Origin of the sequence: Prevotella sp. ne3005, assembly GCF_900110085.1 — a bacterium.
GTDB lineage: Bacteria > Bacteroidota > Bacteroidia > Bacteroidales > Bacteroidaceae > Prevotella.
Window position 1 is genome coordinate 1 of the sequence record NZ_FOCK01000016.1, and the last position, 13,438, is coordinate 13,438.

Annotated in this window: 9 protein-coding genes and 3 pseudogenes; 4 read left to right on the forward strand and 8 right to left on the reverse strand. The window is 37.6% G+C overall.

The window, feature by feature from the left end; genetic code table 11:
* Positions 1 to 515, reverse strand: a pseudogene (locus tag BMY16_RS15100) (hypothetical protein); the annotation flags it as partial.
* Between the two features lie 469 nt (positions 516 to 984).
* On the opposite strand from BMY16_RS15100, the pseudogene BMY16_RS16065 reads away from it, so the two are divergent.
* The 4 genes and pseudogenes from BMY16_RS16065 to BMY16_RS15115 form a co-directional block, all read left to right on the forward strand.
* Positions 985 to 1,047: pseudogene (locus BMY16_RS16065) on the forward strand (zinc-ribbon domain-containing protein); the annotation flags it as partial.
* A gap of 102 nt (positions 1,048 to 1,149) precedes the next feature.
* Positions 1,150 to 1,269, forward strand: a pseudogene (locus BMY16_RS15890) (energy transducer TonB); the annotation flags it as partial.
* A gap of 44 nt (positions 1,270 to 1,313) precedes the next feature.
* A complete protein-coding gene (locus BMY16_RS15110; protein WP_091844169.1) occupies positions 1,314 to 2,870 on the forward strand; it encodes a CotH kinase family protein in 1,557 nt (518 codons plus the stop codon).
* Positions 2,871 to 2,875: 5 nt separating this feature from the next.
* A complete protein-coding gene (locus BMY16_RS15115) occupies positions 2,876 to 4,540 on the forward strand; it encodes a CotH kinase family protein (protein ID WP_091844171.1) in 1,665 nt (554 codons plus the stop codon).
* Positions 4,541 to 5,003: 463 nt separating this feature from the next.
* On the opposite strand, the gene BMY16_RS15120 is transcribed toward BMY16_RS15115, so the two are convergent.
* The 7 genes from BMY16_RS15120 to BMY16_RS15150 all read right to left on the reverse strand — a co-directional run.
* Positions 5,004 to 6,014 carry a hypothetical protein gene (locus tag BMY16_RS15120; RefSeq protein WP_139207259.1) on the reverse strand — a complete coding sequence of 337 codons (1,011 nt, stop codon included), beginning with the start codon at positions 6,012 to 6,014 and terminating at the stop codon, positions 5,004 to 5,006.
* Between the two features lie 19 nt (positions 6,015 to 6,033).
* Positions 6,034 to 7,374, reverse strand: a complete 1,341-nt coding sequence (locus BMY16_RS15125; protein ID WP_170836143.1) for a WG repeat-containing protein — start codon at positions 7,372 to 7,374, stop codon at positions 6,034 to 6,036.
* Between the two features lie 155 nt (positions 7,375 to 7,529).
* Positions 7,530 to 9,095 carry an FHA domain-containing protein gene (locus BMY16_RS15130; protein WP_091844177.1) on the reverse strand — a complete coding sequence of 522 codons (1,566 nt, stop codon included), beginning with the start codon at positions 9,093 to 9,095 and terminating at the stop codon, positions 7,530 to 7,532.
* A 20-nt stretch (positions 9,096 to 9,115) separates the two neighbouring features.
* On the reverse strand, positions 9,116 to 9,793 hold the full coding sequence (locus tag BMY16_RS15135) for an FHA domain-containing protein (RefSeq protein ID WP_091844179.1): 678 nt from the start codon (positions 9,791 to 9,793) through the stop codon (positions 9,116 to 9,118).
* An 18-nt stretch (positions 9,794 to 9,811) separates the two neighbouring features.
* The gene (locus BMY16_RS15140) at positions 9,812 to 11,215 is read right to left on the reverse strand and encodes a PP2C family protein-serine/threonine phosphatase (RefSeq protein ID WP_091844181.1); all 1,404 of its coding nucleotides are present in this window, start codon (positions 11,213 to 11,215) and stop codon (positions 9,812 to 9,814) included.
* Between the two features lie 3 nt (positions 11,216 to 11,218).
* The gene (locus tag BMY16_RS15145; RefSeq protein ID WP_091844182.1) at positions 11,219 to 12,172 is read right to left on the reverse strand and encodes a serine/threonine protein kinase; all 954 of its coding nucleotides are present in this window, start codon (positions 12,170 to 12,172) and stop codon (positions 11,219 to 11,221) included.
* 6 nt (positions 12,173 to 12,178) lie between these two features.
* Positions 12,179 to 13,438 (reverse strand): serine/threonine protein kinase (locus tag BMY16_RS15150; RefSeq protein WP_091844184.1); only part of this gene is annotated, 1,260 nt, incomplete at its 5' end.

Consider the following 13,438-nt stretch of genomic DNA (forward strand, 5'->3'; position numbering starts at 1 on the left):
GAAGCCGATGATGTTAATGCCTGACCCTGATATAGCATGGAGTCAGATTCCAGTTCATCTGTTTCTTCTGCATTTATTTCAGAAGAGGATGATGATGTTATTGCCTGATCTAGCAAGGCATCCAAATAAGCATTGTTGGTTATCACAATCTCTGCATCGTAGGTACACTTGCCTTCGACAGAGGTTGGAATTTCGAAACCACGTAATAAGCCTAGATAAGGATGGCTGATTGTAAGGCGCTTAGTACCAACTGGTACATATAGCCATACCTCGCCAGTTTTACTTTCTTGTTTTACGATACCTAGATTGGCACTGAATTCAAACTTAGAGTCTCTTACCACAAAGCGTATCAGAGCGGTAGGTTTGCCATTCAAGTCTTTCACGTTGGAACTTATGGCCGATAGATCAGTCATGTTTTGGTGGAAGTCTTTAATCCAAAAATCTTGGCCTTGTGACATCAGCAACAAAGGCCAAAAAATTAGAAGGATTATAAAAATAGTTCTACAATTTCTCATCTGCATTTCTTTAATAATGCAAATATAGTCATTTTTATCTATATATACGAATGTATTTTTATTTAGGTACTTAATTTTTTATTAATTCCAAGAATAATTAACACTCATTAGTTCATCTAAACTGCTGATATAGGTGCTATATTCTGCCATACCTTAAAGGTACATACAGAATAATGATAATTAATCTTAGCGCGTTCGTAAGATTTCACCAATGTCCACAATTTGTTATTTCCAAACTTTCAAATGGTATTTTGCTTACTCATAATCAAATGATTTCATTATTTCCAATATGCGACAAATTAACATTATTTTAGAGATTATCAAAAAAAAGGGGGATAATTGCTTGAAATATAGATAAAAATTACTATTTTTGCAGAATTATAAATTTTAAGCGCTTTTAAAGAGTCAATGCTTTATTTAAATAATATATCTTTATCGAATTAAATAATGAATAATTATAATAATGCCTATGTATTGTAAAAAGTGTGGTACAGAACAAAAAGAAAATCAGAAATTCTGTCCTAAATGTGGTACACCATATTCTTCTATAGAAAAAGGAGAAGTATTGATTGAAACTCCTAAGAACAACAAGCATTCTATCTTTCCAAAGATACTAGCCATAATAATAGGCCTTGTTCTCGACAAGGAGGCACAGCGTGTGGTTAAGTCCATGCCGCACTGGATTCCTGAAAGGCAAAATGGGTCTCCTGTACGAGTAAAATATACCGTACCAGTCACCTTCAGGCTCCAATAGAAAATGGTAAAAAACAAACTTAAATAATCATATATATATATTCTATGAGGTATTTATTATTCATCATTGTGTTGCTTGGATTGTTTAGCTGTAGTTCTGAACTTGATGATGTAAAAAAAGAAATTGAGGAATTGGAGCGAAATGCGCAAAAATTACAACAAGAACGTGAAAAACTTGAAAAAGAAAATGCTGAACAGGATAAAAAAAACCAAGAGGATGAAGCCAAGATAGATAGTGCCGAGCATCAACTTGGTACCGCCATATTGAGATCTATGGAATTCCTCATGGAAGATAATCCTAATCAATTGGTTTCTGATGAAAAGTGCAAAATTATTGGAGATAGTATTGTGGAATGCTGGATTCCTTATCTCATGCCTAATAAGAAACTAATACCTCGATTTGATTATAAAGGATCGTCCATAACAATAAATGGAACAAATTGTATAAGCAGACTTTCTGTATGTGATTTTAGTAAACCAGTAAAAGTAGTGGTCTCTTCCAGATTTGAATCCAAGGTATATAATGTATATGTACATTCATTTACTGGGCTGCCAGTTTTGTGGATTGAAACAACTGATAGAGAAGGATTTACTAATAATGATGATTATATGAATGCTAGTTTCAGGTTAGTTGAAGATGTGGCTACAAGAAGTTCAGGCGATGTTGTAGAAGATAAGATAAAGATTAAACGTGAGGGTAATGCAGTAAGTTTTATTTCTAAGTATGACGGTGCTTCTCATACAGGCAAAAATTCCTATATTATTAAGTTAAGTAGGTCTTTATCTATGCTTAATGAGCCTTCTAGTGATGACTGGGCATTATCAGCTATGGATAGAGATAAATCTATGCTTCGCTGCCAGACAGGATTGTACTTAGGATTATTAAGTCGCTTTTCCCGTTCCATTAAATATCATTATGTAGAATTAATGCTAAATGGTAGGTTTTGTGGAACATATCTATTAGGAGATAGAACAGAAATAGGCCGTCGCCGGTTTGAAATAAAAACCGATGGTTTAACAATGATGATTGAAGGTGAAGATGAGAATTCTTCAAATATTTCATCATTTGTAAATGAGGTAGAGAAAGCATTGTTTAGTTCTAATTTTACCGATACGGATACTGGATGGCAGAAATATCTTGATATGGAATCATTTGCTGATTGGTATGTTATCAATGAGATCCTAAAGAATGGTGATGGTTCCTCATCATTTGATTGTTTTGCGAGCATTAGTGATGGTAAATTGGAAATGGGGCCACTTACGAGGTTTGATATGTCTTTTGGAGCGAATAATAATAGTGTACAAGGCCTTGTGGTCAATAAAACAAAGTGGTTTAATCGTCTTCTTCAAGATCCGTTTTTTGAGTCAGAAGTTAAGAAACGTATGAACTTTTATTATGAAAAGAAAGATGATGTTATTAATGAGATTGAGGCGAATGTACAATACTTGAGGTTTTCTGCTGTTGAAAACAGTAAGAGATGGGAAGTGTTTGAGGCAGATTCTGATTATTGCATTTATTATCAATACCAAAGTGAAGTTAACTTGCTCATTGAATGGTTCAAGAGTCGAATGAATTGGTTGAACAATGAACTTAATAAGTAGGGAAGATGAAAAAATATCAATGTTTATTATATATTCTGTTATCTATTCTCTTTACTATAGCATGTTCTGAGGATATTTCAGAATATACATCTCGAGTTGAAGAATTAAAAAAGCAAAATGATGCCGAGCGTCAGAAAATAGATAATCAAAAGAGACAGTTGGAGGAGAATAAATACAAGGGAGAACTTCTAAAACAAAAACTCGATAGTTTGGAAAGAGAAATGAAAAATGTTGTTGAAAATCCAGAAATTCTCACTTTATCATTTCTTGTAGAGGATAATCCTAGCTTGAAGAAAAGTGTGACATCTGAGATTCGTAGCTCAGGTAAGATAGATTGTTGGTTACCAGAGATAAATAGCAGTAAAAAGCTAATACCACATTTCACTTTTAGTGGTACATTGTTAGTGATGGATTCTATAGAGATTAAAAGTGGTTCCTCTCTCATTGATTTTTCAGAACCTGTAACACTATCAGTTATTACTTCTAAGGGTAATAAAACGTATGTTGTATATGTACATTCTAGAACAGGTCTGCCTGTTATGGAAATAACTACTCAGGATAGTGTAGGGATTACTTCAAGAGATGAATATGTCGTAGCACGAATGAAGCTGACAGAAGATGTTTCGACGAGAAGTAGTAATGAGGTTGTAGAGGGTAATTTGATGATTAAGGGGCGTGGAAATACTACATGGGGGTTCCCCAAAAAAACATATCGTTTGAAATTTGATGAGAAAATATCCTTGCTGGGTGAGCATAAAGATAAGTCATGGGTTTTGTTAGCCAATTATGCTGATAAGTCCATGTTGCGTAATCGACTTGCTTTTTCTTTTAGTAGAATAAGCAATTTGGATTGGACTCCATCAGATCATTTTGTAGAACTCATTCTCAATGGAAATTATCTTGGGACTTATCAATTGTGCGAAAAAATTAAGGTGTCTAATCATCGTGTAGCAGTAGGAGACGATGGGTGTCTTCTAGAAATAGACAAAAGAGCAACAGAAGAGGAAGGGACAAGGTACTTCTATGTCGACCATATTACTAATCCTGTCAATTTAAAAGATCCAGAAGTGGAGTATAATGACGAATTGTTTACATATGCAAAGCAATTTATAAATGCTGCAGACAAGGCTCTTTTTTCAAGTGATTTCACTGACCCAGAACGAGGTTGGCAGAAATACATGGATATGGATTCTTTTGTCGATTGGTATCTTATTAATGAATTGGCACGTAATAATGATGCGATTTTCTATGCAAGTTGTTTTATGAATTTAAAACGAGGAGAAAAAATAAAAATGGGGCCTGTTTGGGATTTCGACTTTGGGTTTGGAAATATTAATTATAATGACAATTTTCTTTGCGAAGGATTTTGGGTCAAGCAGGCTTCATGGTTTTCTAGACTGCACGAAGATCCTGCCTTCATTAAAAGGTTAACAGAAAGATTTTTTTATTTCTACAATAATAAGGATATGATCCTGAATAACATTGGAGAAGATGCCCTCTATCTTAGGAGTTCTGTAGCAGAGAATGATAATATATGGCATACACTTTATAAGTATTCGTGGCCTAATAATGATATATGGGGTAGCTATAATAATGAAGTCCAATTTCTTAAGGATTGGGTTAATAAACGTTTTGAATGGATGAAAAAAGAGATAGAAAAACTCAATTGACTATAGTTTCGCAAGTGATGGCGCACCTGTGTAATTTAACGGTTCTGCGTCAATTTGGGTGGTGATTCCAGTCCCATTTTAAGCCTGCATATATCATCTTGGCTCTGAGGACATCTGCATTCGCCCTGTTGTACATTCCCCTCTTGATGGCCTTGGCCTTGTTGACAGTACCTTCGTAAGCGTCTCTGATGTTACGCCTTGCCAAATCAATGTAAGCATCATATGAGGAACTATTACAACTGCTACCACATAAGTGGAAGCTTACACATCCAGAATCTGTCATGACTAAGACGACATGATATAGGTACAACATATAGGTACCACAAAATATAATAGCAGCTACAGTCCAATGTGATTGTAGCTGCTATTGTTATGGTATAGAGGTATTACAACCTGTGGTTTATTGAATGCTTACGTAAAAGCAATATCACTAATAGAATCTTCCTTGTCTAATTGTTTTTTATTACTTAATTTCCATGAAAAAGGCAGAATTTGATCCTTGTCTATAAAAAAGATACATTCCCTTTCTAACATTATAAACCTTAGTTAAAATCTTCTTTTTATCTCTAGTTGATGTATAAGGTTCAATATTATTTCTGGAAACCAGATCATTATCGTATGCATAATACTCCTTCTTGCCAATTTTCATAAGTTTAATTTTAATCAACTTGTATCTTGAATAATCAGAATCTTCTTTCATTTGAATTGAAAGTTGGCCTGTTCTGCTGTCTATAACTGTATGATTAGCAATGTCTTTATTTTCAAGGTAGGATATGATACGTTTGCCTTTCTTTTTTATAGCTAAACATACAGGTTCTATTTCTACTTGATTAAAATATACCTTACCATCTTTGACACTAAAAGCTTCGACTTCACGATAAGTCTCATTTGGGATGCGACGAATTTGCTCAATATCTCTGATGTATATTCGTTTACTTATACCATCTTCTGATCTGATTTCCAAATAGCTTGGGGCTTCATCCCTGCCATAATATTGGGAAATGATGACACCCACATATTCATCACCTGTTTGTGTTTTAACAATATTCTTATATGGAGCCTGCTCCATATAAGAATAGTCTTTTGACATCCTCACCTTTTGCTGTTCCAAAATATCAGAGATATCAATATTTCTTAAACCATCAGAAGTCTCTATTTTAATAGTCTTCCCGAATACTTGTTCGACAATCTGCCCCTGATAGATATTTCCTGAACGGGTTCTAATGACGTCATTTAAGCCTGTAAGCAGTTCTGGGTTGTTAGCCTCATATCTAATCATCAGCAAATCTGAAATAGAGAAAGGGATAGCCTGCCCATCGCTTATAAAAATAATTTGCTCACCTGGTATTTGAGTTGATATGTAACCTGTATACATTTTGTTGTCTAATGTATAGAGTTTGTCTTTGGTGTTGGTAGCAAAAGAATTCTCTCCAATCGCTACTAATAATAAGGTGAATAAAAAAAGCTGTTTCATATAGAACATATTATGATGATTACAATACAAATGATGGTTTAAGATGTGTAACACTAAAAGCGTTACCAGCTGCACTTTTTGCAGAGATTACGCACTTGGTTTCTTTTACAATCTTTGTGGTTATTGAAACGGCGGCAGTTTTTCCAGGCCCCAATTTAACAGATTTGTTTCCTCCTGTACTCAAGCTAATTGAAATGGTCTGTGCTGATCCACTTCGATTTGTTACTCGTACGTTAACAACGCATTCTCCTTTTGAATTAGCAGTGACTTTACCAGGGGTGCTGACCGAAATAACTCTAGATGATTTTGCATCATCCAGATCTTGCACGTTTGCATTTGTCTGTCTCCAAACAATCAAGCCATCAAGGTCTAATTCGTATGCCTTCTCTCCATTATTACTAACAGGAACAACCCCTTCTACAGTCCTCTGACTTTTTTGTCCCGTCATAGCAAAACTTAGACGATCTGTTCCATTGGTGATATAAAAAAATTTAGCAGGACTATTAGCCCAGTCGGCAGGAATAACACTTTGTACACTAATCTTTCCTCCTTTTTCACTGACCTTAACAGAAATATTCCCACCAAGTTGCTTGATAATTCCATACTTGCCATCTTTCTTAACAATAGCAAAACCGGAAGCAAATCCATAGGCTTCCTGAAATTGACTTGGAACCATCATAACCCCATTTGCCATATATCCTTTTACTGAACCTTCTGTATATATAGAATACGCAGCATTATATGAAGGAATAAATGGAAGATTCACTTCCTGTTTTTTGTTTTCTTCAGAATATGAAAAATATTCATCTACCCCCAATACTTTATTATTAGGTCCATCTTCTATACGATTTCCCTTAGGATCAACATAGAATGAAGAGCCGTCTTCCATCTGTACTAAGCCTTTGCCATTTTTGAAAGAGGATGTAAAAATGGGATAATTTTTTCCGTTACGGATATTTAATTCTTCTCCTTTATGATTAACATAAGTGGCAGAGCCTACTGAAGTTTTTTTGTTAATTAATCCTTTGAGCCCTTTCTTGGGCTTAAAAACGGACGCCAGCCCTTCACGGAAGGGATGAGCTGATACGTATAAAAAGGGGATCACAAGTTCTCCATCAGGATTAATGTATCCACTTTTCCCTTTGTCATTGCTTACACCTAGCATGTCTTCTGAAAAGAAATGATAGTTATCAATATAATAATCATTGGAGATGTCTTTCACATTTCCGGACTTGTCAATAATGGCTTTTAGCAGAAATTTTCCATTTGTGTTGGTAAGGGCGAGGGCATATCCATTAGTAATATAAGTAATCGAATCTGCTTCAATAATTTTATTTCCATTGGTGTCAAATACGGCCATAGTACTATAAGTGTTCACCTTATAGTATGATTCTCCGAAAGGAGTAATGCTTTGATATATTGGTTTTAACAACCAACATACAGTCTGTGCATACCCAATCAAGGGTAAGCACAGACTAGACACTATGATAAATAATAATAACTTCTTTGACATGTTTATTGCAATTGAACTACATCATTTACATATTCATTGTACAACTGCTTTAGGTATTTTGAATGCACAGCCTTTGTTGAACCGCCGACAACAGAATAACCACCATAGAGAATTCCTACTACTTGTCCTTTTTTGTTGAAAATAGGCGAACCACTGCTACCTCCAACAGAGCTTGCTTGGATTTCAAAATCAAATCTGCCAGGCTGCTTGCTACATTTCGTTTCGCGAATGTTTGGCTCAAGAGACTTGGTTTTACTGTCTTGAGCCCAAATCAGACCTGCAGGATAGCCTATTGTGTAAAGCTGATCTTTAAGAGGCTCTAATTGTTCTGTTGAGAAATTTTCTGGGCTAAACAAATTCTTAATATCCTTTGGAGTAGTTTTGTTGTTGAGCTGAAGAATTGCAAGATCGATATCCTTATCTTTTGATACAGACAACACGTTGCAACGCTGGAATTCATCTGTATGAGTATAGTAATTACCTGGATATCCCACTGTGATATGGTCAATTTTACCAGAGATTGTATACTTTGACTTAGAAATTCTAGATGTAATGTTCAGGACATTATTTACAAAACGATCTTGATTATTACCAGATCTTGCCATAGCATGTTTCAAGACAGTTGATGCGAAAATAGAATTCTGAAGAAATGCATTTATAGATTCGATACTCCTTCCTTTGGGAAGGTTATCTTCGATGAAATCACGTATCTGTTCCTCCTGGTCTTTTGTTAATTCCTCCCATGGCATTGCCACATGACGGTTTGTTCCCATGCGCCCAAGAGAGTCAAGGAAAAATGCTGTTGCTTGTGACTGCAACTGCATATCGTTAAACTGAACCTCACCATCCCAAGAGTCAGACATCGGGTTGTCGTCAAAAGTAACGATGGGATGGAAAATAGTCCTTACGTAAACTACCGCAGGACGATAAACTGTTGGGTCAATGTCTTTTTTGCCATCTTTTGACCATAGTAAATAAACTCCAAATATTACCAATGCCGCCGCCAACACACCAATTGCAGAGGCAAGGATCTTTTTCAAACCATTTTTGGGGAACAGAGGTAGTACTTGATCTGTGACATCTTCTGCACCGCAAACAATATTATCACCTCTTTTGATGCGTTCATCCTTGTTGGGAGCTATTTTTACACCATTAATCATTGTACCATTTCTACTTCCATTATCACGGATGTACATCTTTCCATCCTTGCCTATTCGTACTGATGCATGATAACGGCTGACTGTCTGGCTGTTTATTATAATATCGTTACGATAATTCGAGCCGATATTAAATACTGCTTTGTAGTTTGTAAGTTTTTCTGCAGCCGGGATTCGGGCCCATACTAATGGAGTGTCTGCAAAAGTAATCATGTCACCTCGTTGTACGGTAACCTCTTTTCCTGGTTCCAGTTTTTTATTACCAACTGTTGTGCCGTTTCTGCTGTTCTTGTCCTCCAGTATAATTTGACCATCGTCTAAAATAGTCATTTCTGCGTGCAAGGAACTTACATAATCACTGTCCAATTTTAGGTCGCAAGATTGCGAATTACCAATTCTGATTAGTTTCATAATATATATGTTTTATTGTTTTACATTATCACTGTTTTATTGCTTATTTTATTATTATCATCTTCCTTTGTTTTAACCTTTGACGGTTCAGCTGCTCCGTTCCCTTTTTTCTTCGAGTTTGCATCTTTCTTTGCAGGGGGAGCGGGGAAGAGTTGCTGAACGGTCTTTCCGTTTATATCCTTCTGGCCTTCTTTTTGTTCTCTTGTTTTTTCTTTTGCTTCCTTTTCACGGCTTTCTTCTGCAACGCCAGACTTCTTATCAGAATCGATGGCTGGCGCTTCTGAGGAGTTCGCAGAAGGCGACTGAGCAGATGTTTCCTCAATAAAAGTGGGGGCTGCAGAGTTATCCTCATCGCTGATACAGCTTCTTATAAGTAAAACTAAAAGGATTACTGCCAGTAGGCCAATAATTGTAGATAAAGCGATTTTGATGAATCTGGAATTATCTGGTACCAGCGACCAATCGAGTTTAAATGGGCTATCCTGATCGGCAAATTTAACAACATCTTTTCGTGTAACAGGGAAAGGAACATTTGGACGTAGTTTTATGCCGTTGACATACGTACCGTTTCTTCCCATATCAACAATTTCCATCTTTCCAAATGTGGAAATCTTTAGAATAGCATGACGACGACTGATCAACTCGTTGTCGATGATGATATTGGCACCGTCGCCTCGTCCAATCGTTATAGTCTTCATAAGCAGATGTTATTATATTTATTTAATTGCATTTAATCTTTTTATAAGTATATCATAATGTCCTATTGCATTGGGAGAATTGCTCGTTGATATAGGAGCACTCAGCTTATCTTTTATATCTTCATATACTGTTTTGTTCTTCGTATCTTTGGCTGAAAGAAGGCTTAGGTTCGATACCATTCTTTTTATGATAACTTTTCGCGCATCTTTCTTTTTCGTATTTTTAGCTGTATTTAAATCATCCAAAATTTTTTTTCGAAGAGCAGCAATCTCATTAGCAGTTTTCTGTGCCTGCTGGGCGGCAGCTTTGGCTTTCTCTGAAGCTTTTGTCGCTTCCTTGACCTTTTCCTCTGCTTCAGCCTGAGCGCGTTCTGCGGCTTTGTTCTTTTCCACTGCGACTTCAAGTTGTGCGTCAGCAGTTTCTCGTTTTGACTTTGCTACTTCTGTGTTCAACTTGTTCACTTCTGTCTGAAGGTCTTCTATCTGCTTTTTTTTGGCAGACAATTCTTTTGTGAGAACTTCAACCTTCTGCTCAGCCATATTTGGAGCCGATAATTTTTTTGCTAATATTATATTTGCAACAATACTTAGCAGACAAACGACTGCCATGATAGCTAATAATCTGATAGTCTTCTTGCTCATTTTTACTTTTAGTTTAGAGTCTTTTTTCATTTCAAGCATGACGATGGTCATATTATCATGCGTATTTCCGCTTTCCCTGCCTATACCTTCAATGGTATCTACTGTATTGGCAACGGCCTTTGATAGAACTGACGGCTTTGCTGTGAGACTTATAAGTTCTTTCTCAGGTACCATTCCCCATATACCATCAGAACACAGAAGGAACTTATCTCCTGCCTCGTAAGCATGTTCACTTACCTCAGCCAAATCCTTCAAATTACCACCCAGAGCTTTGGTAATAATGTTCGATTGAGATGATAATCTAGCCTGCTCTTCAGTAAGGACTCCATTACGAACCATTTCAGCGACCATTGAGTGGTCGGAAGTACGGAAGATTTTATGTCCGTAACGGAATTGATATGCTCGACTGTCTCCGACATGAGCGATAATGGCTGAATAGTCATTAATGAGCATAGCAACTACAGTTGTTCCCATACCTCTTAACCTTGGATTCTCATCACCCAAACTTAATATAGATTGATGGGCATACTCTATGGCTTCTTTTAAGACCTTCTTCCGATTCATGTCCTCGTGGGGGGCATTGAGGTATTCGTATATCTTCCTTACTGCCGTGTCAGACGCAAAGCTGCCGGAAGGTCCTCCGCCCATTCCGTCACATACAAGAGCAAGAAATCCGAGTGGTGTGTCAACGACGGCACATTGATCCTGATTCTCGTCTCTTCCTCCCTGTCTGGAGTCCCAGAAACCTGTTATCGGCAATGATGTATTAATTGGTTTCATTTTCTATAGGAGAAATAATATCAATAATATGATAGCTAAAGCTCCAAGGAGCCCTATAATCCAATATAACAGTGTGTTGGATGAAGGCTCAGGTGCAGCTAATGCTTCCTTTAGCGCCATTTTCATCTGACCTGCATTCTGAAATCTATCTGAGGGATAAATAGCAGTTGCCTTGCGTATAACTTGATATACAGCTTCCGACATCATCGGTTTTTTCTCAAGTATCAATTCGCGATGCAGCTCTCTTGCCTCCATTACTGAAGATGCGCTAAAGGGATTGTGCATAGTTATCAGTTCATAGAGTGTGACCCCTGCCTCGTAAATGTCTGTAGCGGCAGTCAATTGGGGCCCCTTCTCAGAATCGGAGAACTGTTCTGGAGCAGCGTATTTCGGAGTGCCCATCATGCCAGAGGTCGCTGTATTCACAGTGTCACTAATATTAGCTATGCCTAAGTCCATAAGCCTGACATTTTTACCCTGTTCCATCATAATGTTCGAGGGTTTGATGTCCATGTGAATGATACCCTTCTGATGAATGTATGACAAGGCGTCTAGCACAGGGAGAAATAGTTCGCAAATTCTTTTCTCCACATTTGGGAGAGCTCGTACGTGAGTGTTTATGAATTGGTCTATATTCTCTCCATTGACATAGTTACTTACAATAAAGATGGGTCCCCTGTCAGGGGCTATTTCACAGCATCCGAGCATCTCCACCAGATTTGGATGACGGAACATCAGGTCAGCCTCTTGATGAGCTCTGTAACGTATTTCAGGGTTGTTCGCATAGCGATCCATTACGCGTTTTATAGCCACAGGTTCACCAGAGTTACAGTCATATCCCTTATAAACTGTACCCATTGCACCTGAACCCAATAACGATCTTTCGTTATACTTAAACCATCTCTGTCCGATGTTCAGGTATATGGTATCACCTTTTTGCGTAACCTTTCCCGCCATACAGTTCTATTGCAATAGTTGAGAAACTTGTTCTATGCGCGTATTAAATAATGATATGTAGTCATTGTCATTATTGTTCTGGGCATAAGCCAGACCATCCTTATACATCTTGAGAGCTTTGTTAGGAGCAGGCGTCGAAGGAGATCCTGTACGTATCTCTCCTGCCACGTAGTCTGTGGCAAGTTCGAAGAGCGCCTGATAACATTGGGGATCAGCATTAACAGCCATCTCTGCCAACTCGTGAGCACGTCTGGCGTTACGTTGAACTTTATCTGCCGTCAACCGTCTTAGCATTTTTACACGTTCAGGGGCGATAGTCGCGTCTTCTGGTTGTGTAATGGCAGCCATTAAAGCCAGCACAGGGGCTGAGTGCTTATAGCTACTATATTTGTCAATAATTTCTCGTAATTGCATAAGCCCCGATTCCATGCTAGCACTGTCTTCAAGTGCCTTCAATGCTTTGTCAGCCAACATATTAATTGGTGTCATTTTTGCTCCAGATTCAGGGTCTATAATAATGTTTGTTTCTGGAGAGTCAATGACCTGCCCATTACGTACTTGGAATAGGCTGTCTTTACGAGCCTTAGCAAGCTCTTCTTCAGAAGGTCCACTGTCTACTGATAAGAAAAATCCTCCGATGAGAGCAAGGAGCCCAACTACTGAAGCTACAATTATGCCGATTCTTTTCTTTGAGCTACCAATATCAGGGAATGAGTCAAATGATGTGGTTGAAGGCTGTGCATCTTGTTTGGAGAGGTGCTCAAGATCGACACGCATCTCTGATGCCGATTGGTATCTGTCCTGCTGTTTCTTTGCAGTGGCTTTTTCAATAATGCGGCGGACAGCCTTATATGGCACATTCTTTAAGGGCAACTTTTCATTAATCTGCTTCTTGATAATTTCTGCCATAGTGCCTTCAAAGGGCAAACTGCCTACGATAAACTGATAAAGCATAATACCCACAGCGTAGATATCTGTCGACTTATCTTGGCTGCGCACATCTCCAAGTACCAATTCTGGGGCTGCATAGGCAGCCTTCCCTACGAATTGGCCTGTACTTGTAAGCTGTTGGTCTTGTGTATTCAATGAATTAAGCTGCTTGGCTATTCCGAAGTCGATGATCTTCACCTTTTTATCATGTGTAATCATGATATTGCTCGGATCAAGATCTCTATGAATATAGCCCTTATCATGAAGCGCCATCAGACCAGACAAGATGTTCTTCACAATGAATACTGCGAAACTGAACTTGTCGTTTTGGTATTG

Bases quoted from the DNA above. Each gene is read 5' to 3' on its own strand.
- BMY16_RS15115 (WP_091844171.1), top strand. From the start codon at position 2,876: ATGAAAAAATATCAATGTTTATTATATATTCTGTTATCTATTCTCTTT.
- BMY16_RS15130 (WP_091844177.1), bottom strand. From the start codon at position 9,095: ATGAAACTAATCAGAATTGGTAATTCGCAATCTTGCGACCTAAAATTG.
- BMY16_RS15135 (WP_091844179.1), bottom strand. From the start codon at position 9,793: ATGAAGACTATAACGATTGGACGAGGCGACGGTGCCAATATCATCATC.
- BMY16_RS15110 (WP_091844169.1), top strand. From the start codon at position 1,314: ATGAGGTATTTATTATTCATCATTGTGTTGCTTGGATTGTTTAGCTGT.
- BMY16_RS15145 (WP_091844182.1), bottom strand. From the start codon at position 12,172: ATGGCGGGAAAGGTTACGCAAAAAGGTGATACCATATACCTGAACATC.
- BMY16_RS15125 (WP_170836143.1), bottom strand. From the start codon at position 7,374: ATGGCCGTATTTGACACCAATGGAAATAAAATTATTGAAGCAGATTCG.
- BMY16_RS15140 (WP_091844181.1), bottom strand. From the start codon at position 11,215: ATGAAACCAATTAATACATCATTGCCGATAACAGGTTTCTGGGACTCC.
- BMY16_RS15120 (WP_139207259.1), bottom strand. From the start codon at position 6,014: ATGAAACAGCTTTTTTTATTCACCTTATTATTAGTAGCGATTGGAGAG.